The organism is Burkholderia sp. Leaf177 (assembly GCF_001424345.1).
Taxonomy (GTDB): domain Bacteria; phylum Pseudomonadota; class Gammaproteobacteria; order Burkholderiales; family Burkholderiaceae; genus Caballeronia.
Genome location: NZ_LMPF01000025.1, coordinates 157960 through 184469, shown reverse-complemented (window position 1 = coordinate 184469; position 26510 = coordinate 157960). Strand labels below are relative to the sequence as shown.

Here is a 26510-nt window from a genome sequence, read left to right as displayed (position 1 = left end):
CATGACGTACCCCACTTCTCGCGAATGGCTGTTTTCGGTCAAGACCTTCATTGCTTCCATGCTGGCGCTGTATATCGGCCTCAAGCTGGAATTGCCGCGCCCTTACTGGGCCATGGCGACGGTCTATATTGTCTCGAATCCGTTCGTGGGCGCGACACGTTCCAAAGCGTTGTATCGCGCGCTGGGAACCATGATTGGCGCGTCGGCCGCCGTGCTGTTCGTGCCGCCGTTCGTGGAATCGCCCTATATTTTCAGCGCCGTCGTTGCAATCTGGACGGGCACGCTGCTGTTTCTCGCCATCAACGACCGCACTGCGCGCAGTTATGTCTTCATGCTCGCCGGTTACACCATGCCGCTGATCGCCCTGCCCTCGGTCATGAATCCGGCCGGCATCTTCGATCTCGCCGTTTCGCGGACCGAGGAAATCGTGCTCGGCATTGTCTGCGCGAGCGTGGTCGGCGGCGCGCTGTTCCCGAGCCGTCTCGCGCCCACGCTGATTGAACGCACGGACGCCTGGTTTCGCGACGCCGCGTTCTATGCAAAGGAAACGCTGTCCGGCCGCTTGTCGGGTCAGGCCATTTCCGCGTGCCGCCAGCGGCTGGCATCGACGGTCAATCAGCTCGAATTCCTGTTGAGCCAGCTTGCCTACGATCACACCCGGCCCGACGTGCTGGCGCGCGCGCAGGCGCTGCGCGGCCGGATGCAGTTGTTGCTGCCGATCATGTCGGCGATCGGCGATCCGCTCGCGGCCTTGTTCAACGGCCAGAACCCGCCGCCGGAGGGTCTCAAGCCCCTTCTCGACGATATCGTCAAGTGGTTCGACGAACCCATCAATACGAATTCCGCTTCCGTGGATGCCGATGCGAACGCCGACGCCTTGCGCGCTCGCATTGCGCGCCTGCAACCCGATGCGAACGGCCTGCGCACGTGGGACGGCGCGCTGCTGTCGAGTACGCTGTGGCGCTTGAAACAGCTCGTGGATGTCTGGCAGGATTGCCGTTCGCTGCGTGTGATCATCACGAACGAGGAAGGCTCGTGGCGTCCGCGTTACAGGCATTGGCGGCTCGGCGGCACGCAGCAATACTTCGATCGCGGCATGCTGCTGTTTTCGGCCGGCTCGGCCATGGCCGCCATCTTCGTTGCCATGAGCATCTGGATTGCATCCGGATGGAACGACGGCGCGGGCGCGGTGACGCTGGCGGCGGTCGCCTGCTGCTTTTTCGCCGCGCTCGACGAACCCGCGCCGCAAGTGTTCTCTTTCTTCATCTATACGTGTCTTGCGGTCGTGCTGGCCGGGTTGTATCTCTTCGTGATTCTCCCGACCGTGCACGACTTCCCGATGCTCGTAATCATGTTCGCGATCCCCTTCATCCTGATCGGCACGTTGATCCCGCGTCCGCAATTCAACCTGGCGACCATGCTGACCGCCGTGAACACGGCGACGTTCATTAGCATCCAGGGCACCTACGACGCCAATTTCCTGACCTTTATGAACAGCAACCTCGCGGGTCCGGCGGGCCTGTTGTTCGCCTTCGTGTGGACGCGCGTGACGCGGCCGTTCGGCGCTGAACTGGCCGCGTCGCGGCTGATCCGGTCGAGCTGGCGCGACGTGGTGCTGAGCGCATCGACCCGTCCCGTCGATGACCAGAAGAACCTGACCGCGCGCATGATCGACCGGCTGATGCAGATCATCCCGCGCCTCGCCGCCACCGATGACCGCCGCCATCCGTCCATCGAAAGTTTCCGCGATCTGCGTATTGCGTTCAACGCGCTCGATTTGCGGCGCATGCGGCGCCGGCTCGGCGAGGCGGAACTGGCGTCGGTGGATCGCGTGCTCGAAGGCGTGCGCGCTTATTTCCAGCACAACGTCGAGCGCGGATCGCGGCAACCGGTGCCGCAAAGCCTTGAAACGGATATCGATACCGCCCTGACACGCATGACGCGTCGCGGCGGTCCGGTGCAGGCGGAAGCCGATGCCGCGCAAAACCAGAGCGCGCCGCCGCCCGGCCGTCAGGTTCGCGACGCGCTGCATGCGCTCGTCGGCATGCGTCTTTCGTTGTTTCCGGAAACGGTCGCGTCCGCGTTGCCGCCAGAACCCGAGGCCGCGGCATGACGCGCCTCTCGTGCACCTCTCTAATAAGCATCCCGCGATGATCGGCGAAATCGATATCTACGGCGTTTTCCTGCCGGCTGTGCTGATCCTGATGCTGGTCTCGTACCTGCTCTGCCTGGTTATCACGCGCGTGTTCGCGCGCGTGGGGCTCTACCGTTTCGTCTGGCATCGTTCCATTTTCGACCTCGCGATCTACGTGATTGTGCTTGGCATCGTGGTCATTGTTTCGCATCGGCTATTACCGTGAAAAAAACCTGGTTCTCCGTAGGACAGATCCTCTTTACGCTCGTCGTCGTGGTGATTGCCGCGTTCGTGCTGTGGCGGCTCGTGGCCTATTACATGTTCGCGCCGTGGACGCGCGACGGCCATGTGCGCGCCGACGTCGTGCAGGTGGCGCCCGATGTAGGCGGCCTGATCGTCGATGTAAAAGTGGTCGACAACCAGCCGGTGAAAGCAGGCCAGGTGTTGTTTGTCATCGATCAGGCGCGTTACGCGCTGAGTCTGCGCCAGGCGCAGGCGACCGCATTGCAGCGCCGCGCAACGCTCGATCAGGCGCGCCGCGAGGACGCGCGCAATCGCACGCTCGGCGACCTCGTTGCGCGTGAAATCACGGAGGAAAGCCGTTCGCGCGTGCAGCAGGCCGAAGCGGCGCTGGCCGATGCTGAAGTCGCCATCGATACCGCGCGCCTCAATTTGCAGCGCACGACGATCGTGAGTCCTGTCGACGGTTATCTCAACGACCGCGCGCCGCGCACGGGCGAATTCGTGACGGCGGGACGATCGGTGCTGTCGGTGGTGGATCTGCATTCGTTCCGCGTCGATGGTTATTTCGAGGAGACGAAGCTGCGCGGTATCGATATTGGCCAGGCAGTCGATATCAAGGTGATGGGCGAACCCGCGGTCTTGCGCGGACATGTGCAGAGCATCGTGGCGGGTATCGAGGACCGGGATCGCGTGCAGGGATCGAATTTGCTGCCGAACGTGAATCCGGCTTTTAGCTGGGTCAGGCTCGCGCAACGGATTCCGGTTCGCATTGCGCTGGATGAAGTGCCGGCGGATTTCCGGATGATCGCGGGACGCACCGCGACTGTGTCGGTGCGGGATCTTTCGCCGTCCGGCAACGCGCCTGTTGCGGCCAGCGGAGCTTCGGCCGCGTCAGCGCCGGCCACGGCGAGCGGCGTGGTTCCCGTGACCACGGGCGTGGCCGCTTCTGCGCCGGCGGCGAGCAAATGAAAATGAAAATGCCGCGCGCCCTCGCACTGACGCCGTTCGTGCTCGCGCTCGCCGCGTGCTTTACCGTCGGCCCCGATTACTCCTTGCCGAAAAACGCCGCGGTCAACGCGCCTTATGCCAACGCACCGCTTGACGGCGCGGAAGGTCAGTCGACGGTTAGCGCTGGAGCCGTGCCCACTCACTGGTGGCGTCTCTACGATGACCCTGTCCTCGATGACCTCGTGCAGCAAGCAATGGCATCGAATACCGATTTGCGCGTGGCAGCAGCTAACCTCGGCCGTTCGCGCGCCGCGTTGAGCGTGGCGCAATCGCAGGGCGGCTTTTCGGGCGGGACGTCGGCAGCATTCAAGCGCGCGCAGGAATCGGCCGAGCAATATCTCCTCTTCGAGAAAATACCGGTCGCGAACGAAGGCGATGTCGGCATCAACATCTCGTACGAACTCGATCTTTTCGGCACGTTGCGGCGCGGCGTGGAAGCAGCGCAAGCCGATAGCGACGCCACCCAGGCCGCCGCCGATCTCGCGCGGATTTCGGTTGTAGCCGATGTCGTGCGCGCCTATGTGCAGAATTGCTCGGCGGCGGAAGAACTCGTGATCGCGCAGCGGTCGCTGGCGTTACAACGCCAGCGGGTATCGGTATCGCGCCGCTTGCAGCAAGCGGGACGCGGCAATGCGCCCGATGTCACCGCCGGCCAGACGCAGGTCGCCACGCTCAGCGCAAATATTCCTGTCTACACCGCGCGCCGCAAGATTGCGCAATATCAACTGGCGGCATTGCTCGCGCGTTCGCCGGAAGACCTGCCAAAAGCCGTGTTCGCGTGCAACAAGACGCCGACTATCGCGCAGCCCTTGCCCGTGGGCGATGGCGCCGCCCTCTTGCGGCGCCGGCCCGATGTGCGTCAGGCCGAGCGCAGGCTGGCGGCATCGACGGCGCGCATTGGCGTGGCCACCGGCGCGTTGTACCCGACGGTCAGCATTGGCGCATCGGCGGGTCTGACGGGCGTGCTCGAGGACCTCGGCACGCAACCCACCGCACGATGGGGCTTCGGCCCGCTGATCAGCTGGACTTTCCCGGTGAACGGCGCGCGCGGCCGGATCCACGAAGCGCAATATGGCGCCGACGCGGCGCTCGCCCAGTTCGACGGCGTCGTGCTCAAGGCTTTGCGGGAAACGCAGTCGAGTCTCGCGACCTATTCCGCCGATTACACCCGTGCCGAGGCGTTGCGCGCCGCGCAGAAATCAGCGGCCGAATCCGCTGACCAGACGCACCGGTTTTACCTTGCCGGACGCGAATCGTTTATCGCCGATCTGGATGCGACGCGCGTGCTGACATCGACGAACGCACAGTTGTCGGCGGCCGAAGGACAGGTTGCCATCGATCAGGTGAATCTGTTTCTCGCGCTGGGCGGAGGCTGGGAGATGGCTCCAGCGACAGCGACGGCGACGACGACGGCGACCGGGACTGCCGCCGCGCCCGCTGCGGCAAGCGGCGTCAAGGCGTCGGCTGACTGATCCGGGCGCTTGCGTGTAACCTGAGGCTCCCTTTCACCGACGTTCAACCATGCGACGCATTCCCCAGCAAGAACGCGCCGAAAAGCGCATGCAGGACATGCTCGCGGCCGCGGGCGCCGTTATCGCCGAACGCGGTCTCGAGGCCGCCACCATGACCGAGATCGCGGCGCGCGCGGGCGCGTCGATTGGCGCGGTTTATCAGTATTTCCCCAACAAGGACGCGCTCGCCATCGCCTTGCGCACCGAGTACGGCGCGCTCATGGACGAGCGCTGGAGCGCGCTGGTCGAACACGCGCGGACCGCCAGCACGGCAGATCTCGCCGCCCGGCTGATCGACCTGATGACGGGGTTTATTGGCGATCATCCGGCTTATCTGGCGTTATCGGCGGCATCCACGCCGACCAATCGCAGCGATGACGACCGTAGCCGTCTGCGGCAGCGCTTCGCAGAATTGTTCGCGCATCGCCGAGAAGATCTCGCAGCCGCCGATGCGCTGCGTATCGCCGAGGTCCTTCTACAGATCGTAAAAGGCCTGCCGCCGCTTTATATGGCCGCGAAGGCGAGGGAACGGCGCCTTCTCATCGATGAATACAAGACCGCCGTGACCGCGTATCTCGATGCACGCCTGACCTAGCGGCACGCAGGTTGCTGCGCAAACCGGTGTACGCTCGCCTCTGGTACGCCGCTTGGGTGTGCTGCACCTCGCCATCGGCGCCTCCAGCGCACGTTCCGGACTCAACGGGACCTGTGTCGCGCACCAACGCGCGCACTCCGACCTCCGGGCTCATGAAAACATTCCATTGCAACCATTGCAATCAGCTGGTGTTCTTCGAGAACTTCCGCTGTGAACGCTGCGAATCGCTGCTCGGATTTATCCCCGAGCTTGCAGAGATCAGCGCGTTCGAAGACGCCGGCGAAGGGCTGTGGCGCAGCCGTCATCCCGATCGCGGCGAGGCTGGCCTGTACAAACCGTGTCACAACTACGCGGTCGAAAAAGTGTGCAACTGGATGGTGCCGGCCGATTCCTCCGATCCGCTTTGCCACGCATGCCGCCTGACCCACACCATTCCAAACCTCGGCGTGCCGAACCGGCGCTACTACTGGTTCCGCCTGGAAGCGGCCAAACGGCGGTTGCTCTACACGCTCGGCGCGCTGGGGCTGCGCGTGGATTCACGCCAGGACAATCCCAAAACGGGGCTGCAGTTCGAATTCATGGAAGATGGCCGGGGAAAACGCGTGCTGACGGGCCACGACAACGGCCTGATCACGATGAACATCGCCGAGGCCGACGACGCGCATCGCGAACGCACGCGCCTGGCGATGGGCGAGCCGTACCGCACTTTGCTCGGACATTTCCGGCATGAAATCGGCCACTATTATTTCGACCGGCTGATCGCGAATACGCCGTGGATCAAAAGTTTCCGAAAAAATTTCGGCGACGAACGCAGGAGTTACAAAGCGGCTCTCGCAAGGCATTACAAGGTAGGGCCGCCGCCGGACTGGAAAAAGTCGTTCGTGAGCGGCTACGCGACCACGCACGCGTGGGAGGATTGGGCGGAAACGTGGGCGCACTACCTGCATATCTTCGACACCATCGATACCGCCCGCGCCTGCGGCGTCGGCCTTGCACCCCTGAATTCGCTCGACCCTACGCTTGTTGCGCAGCCGCTCACCGGCGAGGCCACGTTCGACCACCTGATGCAGCAGTGGTTTCCGCTCACGTATGCGCTGAACAGCCTGAATCGCAGCCTCGGCATGCCCGACGCCTACCCGTTCGCGCTCGCGCCGCCGGTGGTCGAGAAGCTGCGCTTCGTGCATCGCGTGGTCGCGGCTGCCGGAAAAGTCCAGCAATAAACTTCTTACGCCACGGCTTTGAGTGCGGCCCGGGTTGCATCGGATGAAGCTGGCAAAGCGCCCTGCAGCGATATCTTCGATGTCTCCGGCAACATCATTCCGCCAATCAGGCCCATCACCGAGATCACGATCAGATACAACGCCGGCGACATGTTGTTGCCGGTCGTCGTGATCAGCCACGTGGCGACGAGCGGCGCGGTTCCGCCGAAGATGGTGTAAGCAAGGTTATAAGTGATGGCGGACGCGGTATAGCGTGTGCGCGTCGGAAATATTTCGGATAACAAAGGAGCGGTCACCACGCCCGACAATACCGCGCCGATCGCCAGCATGCCCACGCCCAGCACCGATGGCAAAAACTGCCCCGAACTGCCGAGCGAAAACGCCGGATACACGGTTGCGATGAGGATCACGCACGTGGTCAGCACGGTCTTCCTGCGGCCAGCGAAATCCGAATAGAGCCCCGCCAGCGGACACAGCGCCGCCGCGAAAAACAGGGCAATCACCGTGATCAGCAACGACGTCGCGCGATTCAGATGACCGGCAACTTGCAGGTACGTCGCGAAATACGTCGTGAACATATAAAACGACAAAGCCGTCACGGAGATGAACGCGCCCAGCTTCAGAATGCCCGCAGCCTGCGTGCGCAGCGTATCGCGTAACGGCGCGTGCGCGACGGCGTGCTCGCCTTCGAGCGCGCGGAACGCGGGTGTTTCGTTCAGGTTCATCCGCAGATACAAGCCGATCAAGCCGATCGGCGCCGCTGCCAGGAACGGCACGCGCCAGCCCCAGGCGCTCATGGCATCGGCGGAAAGGGAGGCATCGAGCGCGTAGGCCACGACCGCTGCGACCGCGAACGAAGAGAACGTCGATACCGGCACGAAGCTACCGTACCGTGCGCGCTTGTGCTGCGGCGCGTGTTCCATCACGTAGGCGCACGCGCCCGCATATTCGCCGCCGGCCGAGAAACCCTGCACGCATCGAATGACCGTCAGGAGCAGCGGTGCAAACGCGCCGATTGCGGCATACGTCGGCAATAAACCGATCAATGTGGTCGCGCCCGCCATCAGCAAGATTGTCAGCGCCAACGTGCGCTTGCGGCCGATCCGGTCGCCGATCACGCCGAACACAATCCCGCCAAGTGGCCTGAATGCAAACGCCACGGCGAAGACGGCGAAGGTTTTCAGAAGCCCGACGGCCGGGTCCCCGCTCGGGAAAAATTCGCGCGTGAGGATCGTCGCGAGAAAGCCATATGCGGCGAAGTCGAACCATTCGACGAAGTTGCCAATCGACGCTGCAAGTATCACCTTGCGCAGCGTTTTCAGATCGACTTCAGGAGGCGCGGCTTCCAACGTTCTCGACATTCGATGACTCCCGGAAAAGGTTTGGTCTTGGCTGTTTTGCTGGACTGGATGGGTTCCTTTGAGTAGATGCGACCATAAACCGGGCACCTAGAACGATCGCGTCATAGTGGTAGGACCCAGGCGACAGAATCCCTGCGCCGCTTCGGAAAATCTGCGTGGCGAGAATGCTCGCCAGTCATCGTTACCGCGTCGCCAACGTTGTTGCAGCGGGTACGCCGACTGCTGAGGAAACGATGAGCCGCCATCCGGCGAGCCCCTTATTCAAGGAGCATTTATGAAAGCACTCGTCTACGAAGGCCCTCACAAAGTGACGGTCAAGGAAATGCCGGACGCGAAGATCGAACGTCCCACAGACGTGCTCGTCAAGATCACGACGACGAACATATGCGGCTCGGACCTGCACATGTATGAAGGCCGTACCAATATGGAAACAAACCGCATTTTCGGCCACGAAAATCTGGGCGTGGTCGTGGAGATCGGCGCGGGCGTCGAGCGCATCAAGAAAGGCGATCGCGTGTGCCTGCCGTTCAATATCGGCTGCGGATTCTGCAAGAACTGCGAAAAGGGCCTGACAGGTTTCTGCCTCACTGCAAACCCGGGAATGGCTGGCGCGGCGTATGGCTTTGCTGGAATGGGGCCTTTTGAAGGCGGCCAGGCAGAGTATCTACGCGTGCCGTTCGGCGACTTCAACTGCCTGCTTCTGCCGCCCGATGCCGAGGAAAAAGAGAACGATTATGTGATGCTGTCGGATATTTTCCCGACGGGTTATCACGCCACCGTGCTTGCGGGCGTGGAGCCGGGCGACAGCGTTGTCATCTACGGCGCGGGTCCGGTCGGACTGATGGCTGCAATGTCGGCGAACATCAAGGGCGCGTCGAAGGTCATGGTCGTCGATTCACATCCCGACCGGCTGAAGCTGGCCGAGAAGATGGGCGCAATTCCTGTCGATGACAGCGATGGTTCCGCCGTCGATCAGGTGCTCGAATTGACGAACGGCGAAGGCGCGGACCGCGGCTGCGAATGCGTGGGTTATCAATGCAGTTGCAAGGGCCACGAAGTCCCGAACCTGACGATGAACAATCTCGTGAAATCGGTACGGGCGACGGGTGGTATCGGCGTGGTGGGGGTGTTCGTGGCGGAAGATCCGAAGTCGCCCGACGAACTCATGAAGAAGGGACAACTCGCGTTCGACTTCGGCACGATGTGGATGAAAGGCCAGCGCATTGCGACCGGCCAGGCCAACGTCAAGGCGTACAACCGCAAGTTACGCGAGCTGATTGCCGCCGATAAAGCCAAACCTTCGCTGATCGTTTCGCACGAGTTGCCGCTCGAAGAAGCGCCCGACGCCTACAAGCACTTCGACGCCCGCGACGACGGCTGGACGAAGGTCGTGCTGAAGCCGGCGGCGTAATACAGGTAATGCCACGGAGAGCGCCGTGCGTCGGCGCTCTTTCAACTTTTTCTAAGCCCTGCGGACTTAAACGTTCCTTGCGCGCTTGCAATCAGGATCTTGTCGTCGACCCACGCCTCGCCGCGCGAGAAAAAAATGCTGCGGCCTTGTCTTTCGATAAACCCTTTCGCCGTCACGCTTTCACCCAATCCCGTATCCAGATAGTTGACCGTCAGCGACAACGTAAAGCCATGCCGCGCCGGCTCGCCCTCGGGCGAATAAAGCCCGGCATAACCGCATGCGGCATCGAGCAGCGTCGCCACGACGCCGCCTTGCAGCACGCCGCGCCGGTTCAGATGTTTCGCCTGGATAGGCATCCGGAACTCGGCATAACCGTCTTTCCAGGCAACGTGGCGGGCATCGAGGTATTCGAGAAACGGATTGTCGAGGACAAAATTGGACATCGGTGAAACTCCTGTCGGACGGAATTGATTAATGAAGCCTCATGGCGCGACTTTGACATGAACCGCTTTTAAGCGTGACTTTCCAAAATGGAAACGGTCGTGGAAAAACCAGCGATTTTCATGCTGCGCCTGAGCGTTCATCATGTCAGTCTCGCCGTCATCACCCGAGCCTGAGGAGACCCATGAAACGCCTTTACATCCAGGAAGTCGCGACCCGCGATGGCTTTCAAAACGAAAAACAGTTCGTCGATACCGACGCGAAGATCGCCCTCATCGATGCATTGAGCGCCTGCGGATTCGCGAAAATAGAAGTGACATCGTTCACATCGCCCAAAGCAATTCCCGCGTTGCGCGACGCGGAAGCCGTCATGCACGGCATCGCGCGGCGCGAAGGTCTGGTCTACACCGTGCTCGTGCCTAACCTGCGTGGAGCGGAACGCGCGTTGTCGTGCGGCGTGGATGAGGTCAACCTCGTGATGTCGGTGAGCGAGACCCACAACCGCGCGAATTTGCGCATGAGCCGCGAGCAATCGTTCGCCCAGTTGCGCGAGGTGATCGGCGTGGTGAAGCAAACGCCGGTTGCCATCAACGTGTCATTGTCTACGTCGATGGGATGCCCCATGGAAGGCGACGTTCCCGTCGAAGAAGTGCTGCGCTGGGCGGCTGAATTCGCCGCGCTCGGCGTGCACGGCGTGACGCTGTGCGATACCACCGGCATGGCGTATCCGTCGCAGGTGAAGGCATTATGCGAACGCGTGCGCGACGCATTTCCGGCGCTCGAACTGACGCTGCATTTTCACAATACGCGTGGCATGGCGCTCGCAAATACGCTTGCGGCGCTGGAAGCGGGTATCGACCGTTTCGATGCATCGCTCGGCGGCATTGGCGGTTGCCCATACGCGCCCGGTGCAACCGGCAACGTGTGCACCGAGGAACTCGTGCACATGCTGGCGCTCGATGGTTACGATACCCAGGTTGACCTCGGCGCGGTGCTGAGAGCATCGGCGCTGCTGCCGGGGTTGATCGGACACGACGTGCCCAGCCAGATTCTCAAGGCCGGCCGCCGTCTCGATCTTCACAGCGCCCCGCCCGAGCAACAAAAAACAGTGGCACGCGAAGGAGCTTGATATGGCCTTGATCGATCATCTGGATCACCTGGTGCTGACGTGTATCGATGAAGCGGCGACCCGTCATTTCTATACCGAAGTCTTGGGAATGCAACTCGAAACCTTTGGCGACGGACGCAGCGCATTTCGCTTCGGCAACCAGAAAATAAATCTGCACGTGCGCGGCAATGAGTTTGAACCAAAGGCGCATCTTCCTGTTCCGGGCGCGCTCGATCTGTGTTTTATAGCGGCCATTCCTCTGAACGATGTCATTGCGCATCTGAATCGATTCGATTGGCCGATCATCGAAGGGCCGGTCGAGCGGACCGGGGCGACGCAAAAGATCCGCTCGGTCTATATCCGCGATCCCGACCTGAACCTGATCGAGATTTCCGAACTGGTTTAAATTGATCGGACCCAAAGGCGTTTAATTCGGCAGACGAATCCCCGTCAATCGTTCGCACGCCTCGATCAGTCCATCCTGCAAACGTTCGTCGCGAGCAGCTGCGCTCGGCTTGCGCGGTTTCATATGGAAGAAATATTCGCCCGTCACGCTTGCTGCAGGGTCGTCACTGGCGGCAAGCCAGGTTTGCGTGCGCGGAGCGGCCTTGATGTCGTCGGGCGCGCCCGCGCCGCCCATCTTCGTTGGCACCCATCCGGGATGGACCGCATTCGATAAAACCTCCGGCCATCGACGTGCAACGCCTAACGCCAGCCAGAGATCGTGAAGCTTCGAATCCGAATAGGCGCTAGCGCCCTGCCATGCGCGGGTTTTCCAGAGCAGGTCGTCGAGCCCGGACGAGCCGCCCTCATGCATGCCCGAACTCAAATAGACCAATCGCTTAGGTTTATCGATCAAGGCAGTCAGGATGTACGGCGCGACAGTGTTGATGGCGAAAACGTGCGGCAAACCATCTACGGTCTCGATACGGCGCGGTTCGCGATACCCCACGCCCGCGTTATGGATCACGGCATCGAAGCGTCCGAGGCGGTTCACTTGCGCGGCAACGTCACGTGTTTCGTCCATGCTCGACAAATCGCCCGATACGACCGCCTCCGCGCCTGGCACTGCGCGCATTGCATCGGCGGCGCGCTTTTCGTTACGTGCATGCAGGACTACGCGATGCCCTTCTGCCACGAGCAGTTGCGCCGCCATCTGTCCGAGGCCGTCAGCCGACCCTGTTATGAAAATTCGCGACATGATTTTCGTCCTATATAGATCGACTTGGATCTGATCAAAGAAGGCCGCATAAAAATTCGCGGCAAAGCTGGAAGTTCGGGAATAAATCGTAATGCGGCTGAGTTTGAATGACGATAGCCTGCGCGTCATTAAGCCGATGACATCAGGTCATCGCCGGTCGGACGCTGGTCAGCCCCTGCAATTACGAGGTTTTCATCAGACGCGTGCTCCGCTAAAGTAGCCGGTCACGTTCTTTTCGAGTGAGCGAATCATGGACGTACCGGAGCACACCGCCGAGATCGCCCCGCCAACGCCGTCACAGCTCGTATCGGCATCGGCGCGCGACGCAGGCCTGAGTCTCATCCGTAATTTGTCGGTCCCCAAGGCATTCCCCGACGCGGCGCTGGAAGCGCAATTCCTCGAAGACCATAGCCTGCGCTTTTGCGCTTTCCGGCGTGCATCGGCGTTGCTGGCGCTGAGCGTCTGGATCTGTTTCCTCTGGTACGACTTCAATTTCGGCCGCGAAAGCTCGGTGCTCGAACCCGTGTTCATGGACATCATGGCGCTGCGGTTTGCGGGCATTGTCTGGCTAATGTTCGTGCTGAGCCTCGCGTTGCGCGGCTCGTTCGCCACGCACAAGTCGTCCCAGCGCGTAATCCTGATGGGCGTGTACGGCTGCAACCTGCTGCTGCTCCTGCTCGTTGCCATCTCACCGCGGCCATTCAACTACACGTGGTATTTCGTCGGCCTTTATCTGGTCTTTTTCTTCCAGTTCGGTTTCTTTTATCTGAAGTCCAGGGTCGCGCTGACGGCCGCCGTGGTCACGTTTTCAAGCATCATCCTGCTGCAACTGACCATCCGGATACTCTCGCCCGAAGACTTCTACATGGGCATGTTCTATCTGTTCAACGTGGTCGTGATCGGACACGGCGTGTGTGTCCATGCGGAGCGGGTATCGCGTGAACGCTTCGCAGCCGAACGTGCGCTCGGCGTGCTCAACAACGAATTGGTGACCGCGAATGTGCAGCTGGAACGGAAAAACCTGGATTTGCTGGCATCGAAGAAAGATCAGGACACGAAAACCCGCGCGCTGATTTCGCTGAAGGAACAGCAAACGTTGGCCGCGGAAACGGCCAGCCGCGAGAAATCGAATTTCCTCGCCGCCGCCACGCACGACTTGCGGCAACCAATGCACGCGCTCAACCTCTTCCTGCAAGCCGCCGCGGAAGCCGTGCGTCATGACGATGTCGCCGAAGCTGCAAGGCTTATCGATGAATCCGGGCGTTCCTCCGTGATCCTCGCGCGCTTCCTGAACGCGGTGCTGGATCTGTCGAGGCTCGAATCGGGTCGCGTGATGCCGCGATATCACGTGTTCGACCTGAAGCTCGCCGTGTTCGAAGTCGCCGAGCAATTGCGCCCGCTTGCCGCCATGCACGGCGTTGAATTGCGTCTGCGCGTGCCCGAAGCGCCTGTCTACGTTCGCAGCGACTCGCACTGGCTGCAGCGGGCGATCGCGAATCTGGTATCGAACGGAATTCGTTACGCCGATGCCGTCAAGAACACCAAACCGGTCGTGATCGTGGGCGTGGTGCGCTCGGCGACGCGGACGCGCATCGACGTGGTCGATAACGGCATTGGCATTGCGTCTGAACATTGGGACGCGATCTTCCAGCCCTTCTTCCAGGTCGGCAACACGGAACAGGACAACGACCGCGGGCTCGGGCTGGGGTTGTCGATCGTGAACGCGGTGGTGTCGATGCTGGAGGAGCATCGGATAGAACTGAAGTCGGCGGAAGGACGCGGATCGCGTTTCTCGCTCGAAATGCCGATTTGCGGCTCGCCGCTTGGCGACGCCGCGCCGCGAGCGAAGGGCGATACCGCCGATTACCTGGAAGTGCCGCTCGAAGGGCTATACGTGTTGCTGGTCGAAGACGACAGCCTGGTGCGGGCATCGACGGAAGCGCTGCTCGTGCAATGGGGCGTGTTGTTCGATTCCGCCAGCAGTTTCGAGGAGTTCGAGCACATCTTGGGATCTATTGAACGATACCCGGACCTGATCATCACGGACTTCCGTTTGCGCGATGAAAAAACCGCGCGCGAAGTCGCGATGCTCGGCGCCGTAAAGCTCGGCCGGCGTTGCCCGTGTCTGGTGGTTACCGGCGAACCGGCCGCGACGATCGTGCCGCTTGCGTGCGATCACGACGTATTGAGCAAACCGGTGAGTCCGGCGGAACTGCGCAGGCAGATTGCTTCGCTGATATCGGGGAAGTCGTTCGATGAAACGGCGCGGCGGTGTTGAAAACGTAGTGTTCTAACGGGCGGAAGCCACGCCAATCAGTGCGGCGATCTTGGCCCGCACCTCGACAAGCTCGCCGGGCGTTACCCGCGCTTTCCGGACCGCTTTCCGCACGATCCAGTCGAGACTTTTGATTTGATCTGAAAGAGCGGCTTGAGGCCGGTCGCCGCCTTCAATGTTCACTTCGAACGGATACCCCTTGACTTGCGTAGTCAGCGGACAGCAAAGCATCAAACCGGTCTTGCCGTTGTACGCCGATGGACTGACGACAAGCGCCGGCCGATGGCCAGCCTGCTCATGCCCTGCCTGGGGATCGAAATTGAGCCACACGATGTCGCCCGCATCCGGCACATAACGCCGCACCATCAGAGCAATTCCTTGCCGACCGGCGCGCCAAAATCGGCTTCGTCGTGCAGATTATCGGGCGTGATGGCGGCCAGAAGCTGATCGAGACTGTATTGCCTCGTACGAACCGGCTCGATAACGATATGGCCGCCTTCTTCCCGAACATCAACCTGTTCGTCGAGGTTCAGACTGATTGCTTCCATGATCGATGCGGGAATGCGCACAGCAGCACTATTTCCCCATTTCTTGACAGTGACGCGCATACCAAAGCCTTTTTGTATCTTCAATGTCGATACTATGCCATATGCTTCAGCACGTAGCGACATTGTCGATACAACACCGGGTTTCTTTTTATCGCTTCAAGCGTATTCATCGCTTTTACGTTTTGTCTCTCAGGCCCCGCCCAACCCCGCGCTTACCTTGCCGGCACAGCCGCATTTCCCATCGGCATCTCGATTCCCCGCCGCGCCATTTCCACGATCAGGAAAGTCCGCCGCGTGACGTGAAAACGCGCGAGGAGATCGCTTGAATATTCCTTCGCCGTATTCTCGCTGATATTCATCTTCCGGGCGATCGCCTTGTTCGACAAACCCTGCAGCAAATAGCGCAGCGTTTCAGTCAGCCGCGGCGGCAGGTTCAGCGACTCCACGGTCACGCCTGAGTGCGTGGATACCGGCTTCGGGCTGTGACCGCCCTTTCCGAGCACGCTATTGGGCAAATACACCCGGCCGCTCAAAATGGTCTTGAGCGCCTCGCGAAACACGCCTGCGCCCTGCTCGCTCGCCTTCGAAATAAATCCGCATGCGCCGCTCCTGATGCATTCCAGCACCGTATCGCGGTCGTCTTGTGCGGACAGCATGATGGTCTGTACCTCGCGCTCCTGTTCCCCGATCCAGTTCAGCAAATCGAGGCCTGTGGAGTTTCCCCGCAATTGATAGTCGAGAAAGACCAGATCGTACGAGCCGCCGGAGAGCTTCTCCTTGGCCTGTTCGATGCCGTCAGCCTCATCGATATCGAGCAACGGTTCGTTGGCAAGGATCAGGCTCTTCATGGCGCTTCGCGTGAGCCCCTCGTCCTCGACCAGCAGCACCGTCTTGAAGTTACCGTTTTCCATTGCCATTCCCATAAATCACGCTTCGATGGTACCGGTAAGGGTGCCTCCCGGAACCCCTCCTTTCGCAGGGATCAGTGGGAGGGTGCCCGCTCCCCCCGAAAAACGCGTTCCGTGCCCCTCCTCGACCGGGTTTTGCTGCGAACGCTTAAACGGGACACTGCGTCATCGACTCAGCAACAGCGCCATCGCCGAACTCGAAGCTGCAGCTAGCGAGAGGAGACACGGTCAGGCGTTCCCACTCACATAAAAACCACGAGGAGGACATCATGAGCAGTCGTTCAGGCACCGATGACGAGAGACACTTTGCGTTATGGAGCGGCAAGCAGGCACGGATGCCGGTTGGTTCGCCCCGCGTGTTGATCGCGCATCAGGACAAACTGATCGGCGAGTCGCTGGCGGCATTGCTGCGGCTTACCGGATTACAGGTGATGCAGACGCAGAACCTCAAGTCAGCGCGTTCGCTGCTGCAGAACTGGAAACCGCAGGCATTGATACTGGACACGCGGCTCGACAGCGAATCCGGTTATGAATTCATCCGGGCGCTGCGCCCCGACGCAGACACCTCCGGCCGCCTGCTGGTCGCTATCAGCAATATCTGGCCGGCCGATCCCATCGAAACCTTGAAGCACGCCGGATTCGATGCACACTGCCGCCGCCCCTGCGCCACCTGGCGCCTGGCCGAAATGCTGACCACGTACTTTTCGATACCGCATCGCCGCACGTCCTAGCGCTGGCGCTTGCCTCAGCCAATCGCCGTGAGCCGTGAGCCGTGACGAATCGCACCGCGGCAACAACGGCAACCGAGGCTTCGATCAGCGCGGCGTCCCAAGACGCTCGCGCTGTTTTCTCACCGCCTGGAGAGAGCTTAGAACGTGCTCCAACCGTCGTTGCCGGCCGTTTTGAGCGGGGCGACGCGCACTGCGGGCACTCGTTTCTGCGCAAACTTCGCGACCGCGCGAACGTCGGGCACAACCGCCGCGGATCCTTCCATCTGGAAAAACGCCACCGCGTCCATCAACTGGCGCCCCTGATCCTGCAGCGACTGCGACGCCGCCGCCGCTTCCTCCACCAGCGCCGCATTCTGCTGCGTGACCTCGTCCATCTGCGTGATCGCCTGATTGACCTGTTCGATACCGCGTCCCTGCTCGACTGACGCCGCCGCGATCTCCTCCATGATGTCCGTCACGCGCGCGACCGCTTGCGTGACTTCGGCCATCGTCTCGCCGGCTTGTCCGGCAAGCACCGATCCGCTCTGAACCTGCTGCACGGAGTTGGCGATCAATTCCTTGATCTCCTTTGCCGCGCTAGACGACCGTTGCGCCAGACTGCGCACTTCGCTCGCCACCACCGCGAAACCGCGCCCTTGCTCGCCTGCACGCGCCGCTTCCACGGCGGCATTCAGCGCCAGGATATTGGTCTGGAACGCGATGCCTTCGATCATCCCCGTGATCTCCGCGATCTTTGTCGAGCTCGCGCTGATGCCGTGCATGGTGTCGACCACCTGGCTCACGACCTTGCTGCCGCGCTGCGCGACATTGGACGCATTCGATGCCAGCGCGCTCGCCTGCTGCGCGTTCTCGGTGTTCTGCTTCACCGTCGATGTCAGCTCTTCCATGCTCGCCGCCGTTTCCTCGAGCGACGCCGCCTGTTCTTCCGTGCGCTGGCTGAGGTCGGTATTGCCCGTCGCAATTTCGGTGGAAGCATTCGCGATACTGCCGCTGCTTTCACGCACGCGGCTCACCGTCTCGATCAACCGCGTGTTCATATCGGCGAGCGCGCCCAGCAATTGGCCGGTCTCGTCCTTCTGCATCACCACGATACGGCTACGCAAATCGCCGCGTGCAACCGTGCTCGCGACATCGACTGCACGACGAATCGGACCCGTGATCGAACGCGTGATGAACACGCCCGCGCCCGCCGCCAATGCAAGCGCCGCCACGCAAAGCGCGATCATCCAGTTGCGCTGCGTCTGGTACTGCTCGTCGGACTCACGCACCATCTGCTCCTGACGCCCGCGCGTGTATTCGGCGTACGCGTTCGTCGCGTTGACGAGCGCGGCCAGCAACGGACGGCATTCGTTGTCCATCTTCACGATCGCCTCGTCGTGTTTGCCGCCCAACGCCAATCCGACGATGGCATCCGCGACGGGGCCATAAAGCGATTCCACCCGATCGATCTCGTTGACGAGGCTGCGAGCGGTATCGCTGCTGTCCGGTCCTGTTGCAACCATCGTTTTCAAAAGCTTCAGCTTGGTTTGCACGTCTTCCGACGCCCGGATCACTTCGGCTTTCTCGATCTCCAGGTCCGATGGTTTCGTGACGAGGACCAGATTGCGCGCGGCAATCGCCCGGCGGTCCACGGCAGTACGTACTTGCGTCGCGACATCGGCGCGAGCGTTCGGGCCGTGCACATAGTTGGAGAAGCCATCGGTCGATGTGCTCAACGCGCGCAACGACATTGCTGAAACGCCCAGCACGATAACGGCGAGCACACCGAATCCTCCGATAAGCTTGCTCTTGATGGACACATCTTTGAGATTCATGTGGCGACTCCTGCCCCCACGGGCATAACGGCTGAGTTGCCGCTGCGGTCTTTGCCCCCAAAGAGCCGACAGCGGATCGAGTGCGGCGCGGACCAACCAGTAGTCTTGGTGATGGTCTGGCCCGCGGGCCGTGCCTGTCGCAAAGTGCTCTAGACGGCGAGGCTCTCTTCCTCGAACGCGGTAAGCTTTTTTGGTGATGCTCCGTCACACATTTGTCGATGCAGGCAAGATGTTTATCGACAGCCAAAAAGATAGCTTGAGGAAAAGATGCAAATTTATTACCGGATTTTCCGAGGGGCTAAATCTCAGCGGTATCTTTTGCGGATGGGGAGCACGTAAACGACAAAAGCGCACCTGAAGTGCGCTGTAGTATTTGTCCCGCGCCGTTAGGGCGCGTCAGTCGGTATTCACAAACAGTTCAACTCAGCCGCGTGTATCGACCCACTTATGGGCCCATTTGCGGGAATGGCCGATTGCTTGTGACTCGTCCTTGAAGTAGTCGAGAGCGTGAAATTGATAGCGGTTACCTTTTCTCGCGCCGCAATTGCGTTCAAGCAGCAAATTCGATGCGAACAGCCCGTCTGGCAAGCGATGGGCAAAAGCTACGACTTTATAGCCGTTATATTGATAAATTTTAGAGTTATGCATAAGTAAAACACACGAATAAACGCCATCCCACAAAAGCCATCATAGGGATGTGTTGTTACTGGCACGAGGCCATAAATTCGCAGAGGAGCAGCAGGAACACAGCAGAAAGCAGCCCTAGACACAAACGCGGCAATGAACGAAAACGCTCGATAAAGCGCAACGTGGCAGCGGAGTATTGCAGGAAATTGCAGGGGACTAAAGCGGCAGAGGACTAATGCGACAGCGGACTAAAGTGGAAGTGCAACACATGCAAGCATAGGCAGACAAGTGCAATGCTGATGGAAGCGATGCCGCAAAGAACAAGGTGACTTGAAACTCACTTGCCCGAGACGACTTCAGCAACCGGGAGCCAAAGCTCCGCGAAACGCTTGATACATAATTTTTGCTACGCGTGTGAACTGGAGCAATCCAGTTCACACGTTAAACAACTACACCGTCAATTACAGCGGCGTGATGTTCGATGCTTGCAGACCCTTCGGGCCTTGCTTCGTTTCGAAGCTAACCTTCTGGTTTTCGGCGAGGGTCTTGAAGCCTTCGCTGCGAATTTCCGAAAAGTGGGCGAAGAGGTCGTCGCCGCCTGCATCAGGCGTAATGAAGCCGAAGCCCTTGCTGTCGTTGAACCACTTGACGATACCGGTATCCATATTAAATCCTTGAAAATATAAAGATGATGCAGCCTCTGAATGAGGCAAGAGAAGCTTCAAGGAAGTGAGAGGACAACAAATACCGCGGAGATGACAACGGAGAATGATGAACAGCAATCGAACTTCTTGAATACTTCGACCCTCAGATTACGTCCCGTGAGAGGCCGTGTCAAGCTATTTCGGATTGAGCTTAGTCATGCAATGTAACGATTCATCTTGATGGCCGCGAACCGTTGCATCCGAATGTCATTCCGGCACGGCGATATCGCCTTCAACGAGGCTCGCACCATACCGTTCGGCGTAATCGCGAGCGCTTTGTGCGTCAGGGAAAAGCGGCATGTCGGCGCAGCCCACGAATGGGTAGATCACGCGTTTATCCGAGAGGCGCGTCACGCGCAGCGTGGGCATGGTGCCACCCGTTGCGCGTCTGGACGATACGGCCACGTTGTAGTTGCTTTGCACGGCAGGTTTGTCAGATGGCGACGCGGCGCGTGAATGGTCGAGCGAGGATGGGTAATTCATAGATCGGCGATCGACTCGCCCGCCACGCTTCCGTCAATCAGTTGCTCGGCATAGCGCATTGATGCAAGGCGCGCTTCACCTGAACCGCTGAACGGGCTTTCACCCGGCACGCGATAAACGCGGCTGGTCGTGGTGCTGTCGTCAACACCGCGCCGCGAGATTTTCACGGCGGCGTCGAACCCGGAATCATAGTGGCGCGAACCGTCCGCGCCGCGCGGCTTATGCGGGTAAATCAGCGGGTAGATTTCCAGGCCGCGATAGCTTCTTACTGTGTCGTTCATGATCATGCTCTTTCGGTTATTGCGCGACCCCCGAGATTTCGTCGCGCGGTATTGCTGCCAGGCTCTTAGCGCAAGTTCATGCGCTGTCGTTCATCACGCCGTCGCTGCTCGCTTGCAGCGGCGCAGGCGCGACGGCCGGCCTGAATCGTCTCACTGAATGCGAAAAACGCCCGCTTCTTGCGTTGTACAGCGCACCTGCCTGCACCTTGCCGTCAATGATGTCGCGGCCGTATTGCAACGCAAGTTCGATCGCGTCATCCGCGCTGGCCGGCTCCGTGCCCTTCAAACCCGGCGAATATCGCTTTGATGTCGCGTTGTCGGTGGGTACCGAATCAATCTGGACAATTGCGGAAAATCTCTTTGGGCCTTTTGCGAACGGATCGCCGTGGGGCGGGAAAATCTGCTGTGAATAAGCGCGCAACGCAAAGCCGCGGTATTCGACGATATGGATGGTCATAACGCACTCGCTGAAAACACTGCGCTGACCGTCTTGGGAAACGCCTGATGTACCGATAAGGAAAAACAGGCGGTCATCGGCATCGGAACGATGAAGGATGCGCCGAAACGGTGATTTGGGCAAGGCAATTCGTACCGACGAAACCTGCGGAACGCTTGCCGCGCGGATATGCCGCGAGGATATTTAAAGCAACGGATGAAGTGTGTCGGGCGATATTGCTGCTTTATGATTGGACTAATTAAATAACGGTAGGTTTGGCCGTTTTAGATAATCCGCAAATAAAAACGCCGCTTCGGCTGATACCGAAACAGCGCCTAAATGAAATGCCACGTCAATCAGGCGGAAATACGCGCGTCGGATTGATCCTTTTGCCGCAACGTTGCTGGCAGCCCGAATAGCAAAATAGCGGCGCAAATCAGGCTCATTGCTCCGATTGCATATAACGCAGGCGTTGTGCTGCCCGTTAAGTCCCGAACCCGGCCGACCATCACTGGACTCACGATTCCGCCGAGTTGCCCGAGCGTATTGATCAACGCGATTCCACCCGCTGCGCCGGCGCCCGTCAGCAATTTGGGTGGCAGCGCCCAGAAAGCCGGGATCGATGCCACCACGCCGCCGCCCATCACGCCAAGCGAAATAATGAGCAGGCCGGTTTGTTTATCGAAGATGCCTGCGGCGAAGAAGCCGATCGCCGCCATCAATAAGAGTCCGGAGACGAACTTGCGGCGCTCGCCGGACGCATCCGACAGACGGCCGACCACGACCATGCAGATCGCGCCGCAAATATAAGGCACGGCAGTCAGCAGACCGATGGTCGTCGGATTGTGCGTGCCCGCGCTGCGGATTAGTTGCGGCGCCCAGAAGTTGAGTCCGTAGGAAGCAACCTGAATCAGAAAGTAGACCAGCCCAAGCGTCAGGAAACCCGGCGTTTTGATTGCGCCCCAGAGCGATCGCCCCGCGCCCGAATGCGGTGCCTGACGCACGATACGGCTTGCGAGCATCGATTTTTCGGTAGCGCTCAGCCAACCTGCATCTTCGATACGGTCTTTCAGCGTCTTGAGCACGAGCACGCCGAGCACGACACACGGCAAGCCGCCGAGAAGAAAGAGCCAGTGCCAGCCGCGAATGCCCAGGACACCATCCATGTGGCCCAGCACGAGCCCCGAAAGCGGCGCGCCGACCAGACCTGAAAATGCGGAGGCCAGAAACAGCAACGACGTAATGCGTCCGCGATGACTCGCCGGGAACCACAGGGTGAGGTAGTACAGCACGCCGGGAGCGAAGCCCGCTTCCATTGCACCGATGATAAAACGCAGCGTATAGAACTGCCATTCGTTGCCGACAAACACCATCAGGCTCGTGGCGATACCCCAAGAAATCATGATGCGCGCGATCCATCGGCGGGCGCCGACCTTGTACAACATCAAATTACTTGGGACTTCGAACAATACGTAGCCGATGACAAAAAGGCTTGCACCAAGGCCGTAGGCGGTATCGGAGAAACCCAGGTCGCTTTGCAACTGGAACTTCGCAAAGCTGATGTTGATACGGTCGAAGAATGCGAACAGATAGCAGATCATGATCAGCGGCATCACGCGCCATGCAACCTTCCGGATGATCGCCTTGAAGTCGGTTTCGCTGGGTTCGTGTACTGCTGTTGCCGTGACGCCTGGAACGCTCATGATTGTCTCCTGCCGGACTCGTTGCTTGGTCCGGTCATGGTTATTGAAGGGATTGCGGAAGGTGTTATTGGACCGCGCCTTCGCGGCGCAGGCGGGCAACGTCCTGTGCATCGAATCCGAGAACATTTAGTACGGAATCCGTATGTTCTCCGAGCGACGGACCCTGCCAGCGCACTTCGCCAGGAGTGTCCGACAGCTTGGGGACAATGCCCGGCATTTTCACCGAGACACCGCCGGGCAACGCCGCATCGAGCAACATATCGCGCGCCTGGTAATGCGGGTCGGCGACAATGTCCGCCACGGAATAGATCCTGCCTGCAGGCACTTCCGCCGCTTCGAGCGCGGCGATCACATCTTCCGTGCAATGGTGCGAGGTCCAAGCCGTGATGGCGGCATCGAGTTGTTCGCTTCGCGCGGCACGGCCGTCGTTGCGGGCGAGCGCGGGGTCATCGGCGAGATCGGGGCGGCCTATCACGTGCATGAGGCGCTTGAAAATCGGATCGCTGTTGCCGGCAATCACAACATAACCGTTGTCTTCCGTTGGGTACGTATTCGATGGCGCGATGCCCGGCAACGCGCCGCCGCTGCGCTCACGTACATGACCCAGCAAATCGTATTCGGGAATCAGGCTTTCCATCAGATTGAAGACGCTTTCAACCAGCGATACATCCACCACTTGCCCGTCACCCTGCCCGGTCTTCACGCGCAAGATGGACATCAACGCGCCGATCACGCCATGCAGCGACGCAAGCGAGTCGCCGAGACTCACGCCCACGCGGGCCGGCGCACCGTTGACCTCGCCGGTGGTGTAGCGAATGCCGCCCATCGCCTCGCCAATCGCGCCGAAGCCCGGACGGTCGCGATACGGCCCGGATTGTCCGTATCCGGAGATACGCACCATGGTGAGTTTGGGATTGATTTCGTGCAGGACGTCCCAGCCGAGGCCGAGTTTTTCGAGCGCGCCGGGACGCAGATTTTCGATGATGACGTCCGCGTCCGCGACGAGGCGCTTGACGACATCCACGCCATCCGGCGACTTGAGGTTCACGCAAACCGACTTCTTGTTGCGCGATTGCAGATACCACCAGAGCGATGTGCCCTCGTGCAGCTTTCGCCATTTGCGAAGCGGATCGCCGTTTTCGGGCGCCTCGATCTTGATCACGTCGGCGCCAAATTCACCCATTAGCCGAGCTGCAAAAGGCGCTGCGATAAGCGTGCCAATCTCGATCACACGAATACCTGCAAGAGGTCCGGCCATGATGCATGTCTCCAGAAATGTCTAGTCTGAAGACAGCTTAGGAGCGCGCCACGCTCCGCGTCCAACCGCAATTCACCAACGACCGTTCGCGAACGGCGAACGCTCAGGCGGGGTTTTGCTCTTTGTGTTCAACCGAAAGTAGGTGATCGAAGAGCATTTTGCTGACTGGCGACAGCGCGTTGACATCGCGTACTACAACGATCAAATCGCGCTGGCTCCAGGGTTCATCGAGCGTGACGGCGGTCAAGCCGAGCGGTCGCCCCACCGTGTTGAACACCTTCAGCGGCAGCACGCTGATGCCCAGACCCGTCTGGACCATGCGGCAGACGGCATCGAAACCGGGCACCTGGATGCGCAGCCGCAAGGGTTTGCCCGCCTGTCGCGCGGCCATGTGCGTGCGCAAGTTGATTGAGCTTGCTGCATGCAAGCCGACATGATCGCCATCGAGTGTCTCGACGAACGCTACCTTCTCACGTCCCGCAAGCGCGTGGTCTTCGCGCATCACGACCACGAGCGAATCATGCCGGTAATGCGAGACATGAAGGCCGCGCGTGTCGGCTTCGCCCGAGCAGATACCGACATCCGCGAGGCTGTCAGCAATGCCCTCCACCACGCCGCTGCTCGGCCGCTCTTCGAGGTCGAGCTTGATGCGTTCGTTCATCGAAAAGAATGCGCGAAGGTCTTCCGGCAAGAACTCCACAATGGCCGAGAGGTTTGCCATCATGCGCACGTAACCGCGCACGCCGGTCGCATGCTCGGCAAGTTCGATGCCGATATTCTCGACATCGCGCAGCACGCGGCGCGCGTGGTGCAACAGCGTTTCGCCGGCCGGCGTGAGTTCCATGCCGCGCGCGCGACGAACGAATAACGGCGCGCCCACGGCCTGTTCGAGTTCGAGCAAGCGCTTGCTTGCAGCCGACACGGCGATCGCCTCGCGTTCCGCGGCGCGCGTGAGCGTGCCCTCCTCGTAGACGGCGAGGAAAAGTTGCAGCGTGGTCAGGTCAAGCCGTCTCAGCAAGTTTTTGAGTGCCATGCGCGGGGTCGAGCATCGGTTGGCGAAAGATGCCCGATGTTACCCGAGGCGTCCTTTCCACATCATTCCTGCCGCGTCTCGCTCCAGCCGCCACCGAGCGATCGATACAGCGCAACCGCCGCCAGCGCGTGCTCGCGCTTCGCCTGATTCAGCGCGTCCGAGTCCTTGAGATAAGCGTCCTGCGCCGCGAGGACATCGAGGAAACCGCTCGCGCCGCCCTTGTAAAGCTGCGTGGAAAGCCGTAACGATTGATCCGACGACTGCAATGCATCTTTCAAGCGATCCGCCTGTTCCGACGTGCTGACAAGATCGCTGCGTGTGTCCTCCACGTCTTTCAGCGCCTGCAGCATGGTCTGGCGCAGCCGCAGATCGGACTCGCGCATGCGGCTTTCGTTCTGCTCGATACCCGCTGTGATGCGCCCGGCGTTGAAGATTGGACTTGTCGCGTTGAGCGCGGCGCTGAAAAGGTTATCGGTCAATGTAGGCAAGCCGAGATACGACGATGCCAGCAAACCATCGGTCAGTTGCAGCGAAAATTTCGGATAGCGATTGGCATTCGCCACGCCGACTTCAGCCGCGCGTTGGGTGAGCTCGGCGTAGGCGCTGCGGACATCGGGGCGACGCAATAACGCCTCGGATGGCAGCATTTGCGGCACGGCATTGGCCGGCGTCGGAATCGCGGCGGGCGTCGCGAGCACGAGGGTATCGACGGATTCCGGCGTGCGGCCCGAGTACACGGCGATCAGGCTCAACTGGTGTTGAATGGTCGATGCCGCGCGCGGCAAGCGCGATTGCAACTCGCTCAACTGGTTCTGCGCACGCGCTACGTCGAGCCGCGTGGAGAGCCCGTATTGCATGCGCTCTTGCGTCAACTTGAGCGCACGTTCGCGGATTGATACGTTATCCTGCAGAATCTTTTGCTCGGTTTGCGCCCATCGTAAATCCACATACACCGATGCAGTGTTCGCCGCGAGCGCAAGACGAAGTTCATCGACGGCATGCTGGCGGCCCGTCAGTTGCGCTTCGGCCGCCAGCAACTCAAGGCGTTCTCCGCCGAACACATCGGGCGTCCAGTTGAGCGCCAATCCAAAACCGGCCTCACGTACGTAACCCAATGGCGGCGGTGCGTTCTGGCGCGTGTTCGCCGCGGTCGCCGTTGCGTCCAGCTCGGGCAAGAGCGCGGCTCTGCGTTGCGTGGTGACGGCCTGCGCCTGTTTCACACGCTCGACCGCGGCTTGAACATCGAGGTTCTGACTCAGCACCGATGCCACCAGTTCGTGCAGCACAGGGTCGCCGAATTGCAGCCACCACGCGGCGGTATCGGTATTGTCTTGCGGTGCATCGACGCTCCAGTTTTCGGGTGCGATCGTTTTTACCGTCGATGGCAAGTCGGCGTGCTTCGCGGGTTGAACAGCGCACGCCGCGAGCAGCAGGCTCGGTATCAGCGCAAACAGCGCCACTAATTTCTTGTGCATG

General features: G+C 60.4%; 26 protein-coding genes. 11 read left to right on the top strand and 15 right to left on the bottom strand.

Annotation, left to right across the window (positions count from 1 at the left end; all coding sequences use genetic code 11):
* The first annotated feature begins 1 nt into the window (after window position 1).
* The 6 genes from ASG35_RS27480 (at window position 2) to ASG35_RS27455 (ending at window position 6711) form a co-directional block, all read left to right on the top strand.
* The gene (locus ASG35_RS27480) at window positions 2-2113 is read left to right on the top strand and encodes an FUSC family protein (RefSeq protein WP_056365167.1); all 2112 of its coding nucleotides are present in this window, start codon (window positions 2-4) and stop codon (window positions 2111-2113) included.
* 37 nt (window positions 2114-2150) lie between these two features.
* Entirely contained in the window at window positions 2151-2360 is a 210-nt protein-coding gene (locus tag ASG35_RS27475) for a DUF1656 domain-containing protein (RefSeq protein WP_056365164.1), read from the top strand.
* A complete protein-coding gene (locus ASG35_RS27470; RefSeq protein WP_056365161.1) occupies window positions 2357-3346 on the top strand; it encodes an efflux RND transporter periplasmic adaptor subunit in 990 nt (329 codons plus the stop codon). Before ASG35_RS27475 ends, ASG35_RS27470 begins: the two co-directional genes overlap by 4 nt.
* 2 nt (window positions 3347-3348) lie before the next feature.
* Window positions 3349-4857, top strand: a complete 1509-nt coding sequence (locus tag ASG35_RS27465) for an efflux transporter outer membrane subunit (protein WP_056365158.1) — start codon at window positions 3349-3351, stop codon at window positions 4855-4857.
* Window positions 4858-4906: 49 nt separating this feature from the next.
* Complete coding sequence (locus tag ASG35_RS27460) at window positions 4907-5491, top strand: TetR/AcrR family transcriptional regulator (RefSeq protein ID WP_056365155.1); 585 nt, start codon at window positions 4907-4909, stop codon at window positions 5489-5491.
* Between the two features lie 152 nt (window positions 5492-5643).
* Window positions 5644-6711: a zinc-binding metallopeptidase family protein gene (locus ASG35_RS27455; protein WP_056365152.1), complete on the top strand. Its 1068-nt coding sequence runs from the start codon at window positions 5644-5646 to the stop codon at window positions 6709-6711.
* 5 nt (window positions 6712-6716) lie between these two features.
* On the opposite strand, the gene ASG35_RS27450 is transcribed toward ASG35_RS27455, so the two are convergent.
* Window positions 6717-8072 (bottom strand): MFS transporter, encoded by a 1356-nt coding sequence (locus ASG35_RS27450; RefSeq protein WP_056365150.1) that lies wholly within the window; start codon window positions 8070-8072, stop codon window positions 6717-6719.
* A 274-nt stretch (window positions 8073-8346) separates the two neighbouring features.
* On the opposite strand from ASG35_RS27450, the gene ASG35_RS27445 reads away from it, so the two are divergent.
* On the top strand, window positions 8347-9483 hold the full coding sequence (locus ASG35_RS27445; RefSeq protein WP_056365147.1) for a glutathione-independent formaldehyde dehydrogenase: 1137 nt from the start codon (window positions 8347-8349) through the stop codon (window positions 9481-9483).
* A gap of 41 nt (window positions 9484-9524) precedes the next feature.
* Here ASG35_RS27445 and ASG35_RS27440 read toward each other — a convergent pair whose 3' ends face one another.
* Window positions 9525-9926 (bottom strand): PaaI family thioesterase, encoded by a 402-nt coding sequence (locus ASG35_RS27440; RefSeq protein ID WP_056365144.1) that lies wholly within the window; start codon window positions 9924-9926, stop codon window positions 9525-9527.
* 182 nt (window positions 9927-10108) lie between these two features.
* Between ASG35_RS27440 and ASG35_RS27435 the strand changes: the two genes are divergently transcribed.
* Both ASG35_RS27435 and ASG35_RS27430 read left to right on the top strand, forming a co-directional pair.
* Entirely contained in the window at window positions 10109-11053 is a 945-nt protein-coding gene (locus tag ASG35_RS27435; protein ID WP_056365140.1) for a hydroxymethylglutaryl-CoA lyase, read from the top strand.
* A gap of 1 nt (window position 11054) precedes the next feature.
* Window positions 11055-11438, top strand: a complete 384-nt coding sequence (locus ASG35_RS27430; RefSeq protein ID WP_056365138.1) for a VOC family protein — start codon at window positions 11055-11057, stop codon at window positions 11436-11438.
* A 21-nt stretch (window positions 11439-11459) separates the two neighbouring features.
* Here ASG35_RS27430 and ASG35_RS27425 read toward each other — a convergent pair whose 3' ends face one another.
* Entirely contained in the window at window positions 11460-12233 is a 774-nt protein-coding gene (locus ASG35_RS27425; RefSeq protein ID WP_056366054.1) for an SDR family NAD(P)-dependent oxidoreductase, read from the bottom strand.
* Window positions 12234-12483: 250 nt separating this feature from the next.
* Between ASG35_RS27425 and ASG35_RS27420 the strand changes: the two genes are divergently transcribed.
* Window positions 12484-14511 (top strand): ATP-binding response regulator, encoded by a 2028-nt coding sequence (locus ASG35_RS27420; protein ID WP_056365135.1) that lies wholly within the window; start codon window positions 12484-12486, stop codon window positions 14509-14511.
* Between the two features lie 12 nt (window positions 14512-14523).
* On the opposite strand, the gene mazF is transcribed toward ASG35_RS27420, so the two are convergent.
* The 3 genes from mazF to ASG35_RS27405 all read right to left on the bottom strand — a co-directional run bounded on the left by mazF (window position 14524) and on the right by ASG35_RS27405 (window position 15967).
* The gene (gene mazF / locus ASG35_RS27415; protein WP_056365132.1) at window positions 14524-14874 is read right to left on the bottom strand and encodes an endoribonuclease MazF; all 351 of its coding nucleotides are present in this window, start codon (window positions 14872-14874) and stop codon (window positions 14524-14526) included.
* Window positions 14874-15116: an AbrB/MazE/SpoVT family DNA-binding domain-containing protein gene (locus tag ASG35_RS27410; RefSeq protein ID WP_056365128.1), complete on the bottom strand. Its 243-nt coding sequence runs from the start codon at window positions 15114-15116 to the stop codon at window positions 14874-14876. Before ASG35_RS27410 ends, mazF begins: the two co-directional genes overlap by 1 nt.
* A 152-nt stretch (window positions 15117-15268) precedes the next feature.
* A complete protein-coding gene (locus tag ASG35_RS27405) occupies window positions 15269-15967 on the bottom strand; it encodes a response regulator transcription factor (RefSeq protein ID WP_056366051.1) in 699 nt (232 codons plus the stop codon).
* Window positions 15968-16233: 266 nt separating this feature from the next.
* Between ASG35_RS27405 and ASG35_RS27400 the strand changes: the two genes are divergently transcribed.
* Complete coding sequence (locus ASG35_RS27400; RefSeq protein WP_056365125.1) at window positions 16234-16695, top strand: response regulator; 462 nt, start codon at window positions 16234-16236, stop codon at window positions 16693-16695.
* Window positions 16696-16832: 137 nt separating this feature from the next.
* Here ASG35_RS27400 and ASG35_RS27395 read toward each other — a convergent pair whose 3' ends face one another.
* The 9 genes from ASG35_RS27395 to ASG35_RS27355 all read right to left on the bottom strand — a co-directional run bounded on the left by ASG35_RS27395 (window position 16833) and on the right by ASG35_RS27355 (window position 26509).
* Window positions 16833-18509 (bottom strand): methyl-accepting chemotaxis protein, encoded by a 1677-nt coding sequence (locus ASG35_RS27395; RefSeq protein WP_056365122.1) that lies wholly within the window; start codon window positions 18507-18509, stop codon window positions 16833-16835.
* A gap of 1088 nt (window positions 18510-19597) precedes the next feature.
* Window positions 19598-19801: a cold-shock protein gene (locus ASG35_RS27390; protein WP_056365119.1), complete on the bottom strand. Its 204-nt coding sequence runs from the start codon at window positions 19799-19801 to the stop codon at window positions 19598-19600.
* Between the two features lie 246 nt (window positions 19802-20047).
* Complete coding sequence (locus ASG35_RS27385) at window positions 20048-20323, bottom strand: DUF6723 family protein (protein WP_056365117.1); 276 nt, start codon at window positions 20321-20323, stop codon at window positions 20048-20050.
* Complete coding sequence (locus ASG35_RS27380; protein ID WP_235527742.1) at window positions 20320-20610, bottom strand: hypothetical protein; 291 nt, start codon at window positions 20608-20610, stop codon at window positions 20320-20322. The genes ASG35_RS27385 and ASG35_RS27380 overlap by 4 nt, the downstream gene beginning before the upstream one ends.
* A 70-nt stretch (window positions 20611-20680) precedes the next feature.
* The gene (locus ASG35_RS27375) at window positions 20681-21061 is read right to left on the bottom strand and encodes a hypothetical protein (protein WP_327019668.1); all 381 of its coding nucleotides are present in this window, start codon (window positions 21059-21061) and stop codon (window positions 20681-20683) included.
* A 335-nt stretch (window positions 21062-21396) separates the two neighbouring features.
* The gene (locus ASG35_RS27370) at window positions 21397-22743 is read right to left on the bottom strand and encodes an MFS transporter (protein ID WP_056365114.1); all 1347 of its coding nucleotides are present in this window, start codon (window positions 22741-22743) and stop codon (window positions 21397-21399) included.
* 64 nt (window positions 22744-22807) lie between these two features.
* Window positions 22808-24001, bottom strand: coding sequence for a CaiB/BaiF CoA transferase family protein (locus tag ASG35_RS27365; RefSeq protein WP_056365111.1), 1194 nt, complete (start codon window positions 23999-24001; stop codon window positions 22808-22810).
* A gap of 103 nt (window positions 24002-24104) precedes the next feature.
* Window positions 24105-25034: a LysR family transcriptional regulator gene (locus ASG35_RS27360; RefSeq protein ID WP_056365107.1), complete on the bottom strand. Its 930-nt coding sequence runs from the start codon at window positions 25032-25034 to the stop codon at window positions 24105-24107.
* A 62-nt stretch (window positions 25035-25096) separates the two neighbouring features.
* Complete coding sequence (locus ASG35_RS27355) at window positions 25097-26509, bottom strand: efflux transporter outer membrane subunit (RefSeq protein WP_056365104.1); 1413 nt, start codon at window positions 26507-26509, stop codon at window positions 25097-25099.
* Window position 26510 lies beyond the last annotated feature (1 nt).

Coding starts and splice junctions, on each gene's coding strand:
- ASG35_RS27440 (WP_056365144.1), bottom strand. CDS start 9,926: ATGTCCAATTTTGTCCTCGACAATCCGTTTCTCGAATACCTCGATGCC.
- ASG35_RS27480 (WP_056365167.1), top strand. CDS start 2: ATGACGTACCCCACTTCTCGCGAATGGCTGTTTTCGGTCAAGACCTTC.
- ASG35_RS27420 (WP_056365135.1), top strand. CDS start 12,484: ATGGACGTACCGGAGCACACCGCCGAGATCGCCCCGCCAACGCCGTCA.
- ASG35_RS27405 (WP_056366051.1), bottom strand. CDS start 15,967: ATGGAAAACGGTAACTTCAAGACGGTGCTGCTGGTCGAGGACGAGGGG.
- ASG35_RS27385 (WP_056365117.1), bottom strand. CDS start 20,323: ATGAATTACCCATCCTCGCTCGACCATTCACGCGCCGCGTCGCCATCT.
- ASG35_RS27355 (WP_056365104.1), bottom strand. CDS start 26,509: ATGCACAAGAAATTAGTGGCGCTGTTTGCGCTGATACCGAGCCTGCTG.
- ASG35_RS27460 (WP_056365155.1), top strand. CDS start 4,907: ATGCGACGCATTCCCCAGCAAGAACGCGCCGAAAAGCGCATGCAGGAC.
- ASG35_RS27465 (WP_056365158.1), top strand. CDS start 3,349: ATGAAAATGCCGCGCGCCCTCGCACTGACGCCGTTCGTGCTCGCGCTC.
- mazF (WP_056365132.1), bottom strand. CDS start 14,874: ATGGTGCGGCGTTATGTGCCGGATGCGGGCGACATCGTGTGGCTCAAT.
- ASG35_RS27450 (WP_056365150.1), bottom strand. CDS start 8,072: ATGTCGAGAACGTTGGAAGCCGCGCCTCCTGAAGTCGATCTGAAAACG.
- ASG35_RS27390 (WP_056365119.1), bottom strand. CDS start 19,801: ATGGATACCGGTATCGTCAAGTGGTTCAACGACAGCAAGGGCTTCGGC.
- ASG35_RS27400 (WP_056365125.1), top strand. CDS start 16,234: ATGAGCAGTCGTTCAGGCACCGATGACGAGAGACACTTTGCGTTATGG.
- ASG35_RS27430 (WP_056365138.1), top strand. CDS start 11,055: ATGGCCTTGATCGATCATCTGGATCACCTGGTGCTGACGTGTATCGAT.
- ASG35_RS27395 (WP_056365122.1), bottom strand. CDS start 18,509: ATGAATCTCAAAGATGTGTCCATCAAGAGCAAGCTTATCGGAGGATTC.
- ASG35_RS27445 (WP_056365147.1), top strand. CDS start 8,347: ATGAAAGCACTCGTCTACGAAGGCCCTCACAAAGTGACGGTCAAGGAA.
- ASG35_RS27455 (WP_056365152.1), top strand. CDS start 5,644: ATGAAAACATTCCATTGCAACCATTGCAATCAGCTGGTGTTCTTCGAG.
- ASG35_RS27380 (WP_235527742.1), bottom strand. CDS start 20,610: ATGATCATGAACGACACAGTAAGAAGCTATCGCGGCCTGGAAATCTAC.
- ASG35_RS27360 (WP_056365107.1), bottom strand. CDS start 25,034: ATGGCACTCAAAAACTTGCTGAGACGGCTTGACCTGACCACGCTGCAA.
- ASG35_RS27375 (WP_327019668.1), bottom strand. CDS start 21,061: ATGACCATCCATATCGTCGAATACCGCGGCTTTGCGTTGCGCGCTTAT.
- ASG35_RS27410 (WP_056365128.1), bottom strand. CDS start 15,116: ATGCGCGTCACTGTCAAGAAATGGGGAAATAGTGCTGCTGTGCGCATT.
- ASG35_RS27370 (WP_056365114.1), bottom strand. CDS start 22,743: ATGAGCGTTCCAGGCGTCACGGCAACAGCAGTACACGAACCCAGCGAA.
- ASG35_RS27425 (WP_056366054.1), bottom strand. CDS start 12,233: ATGTCGCGAATTTTCATAACAGGGTCGGCTGACGGCCTCGGACAGATG.
- ASG35_RS27435 (WP_056365140.1), top strand. CDS start 10,109: ATGAAACGCCTTTACATCCAGGAAGTCGCGACCCGCGATGGCTTTCAA.
- ASG35_RS27475 (WP_056365164.1), top strand. CDS start 2,151: ATGATCGGCGAAATCGATATCTACGGCGTTTTCCTGCCGGCTGTGCTG.
- ASG35_RS27365 (WP_056365111.1), bottom strand. CDS start 24,001: ATGGCCGGACCTCTTGCAGGTATTCGTGTGATCGAGATTGGCACGCTT.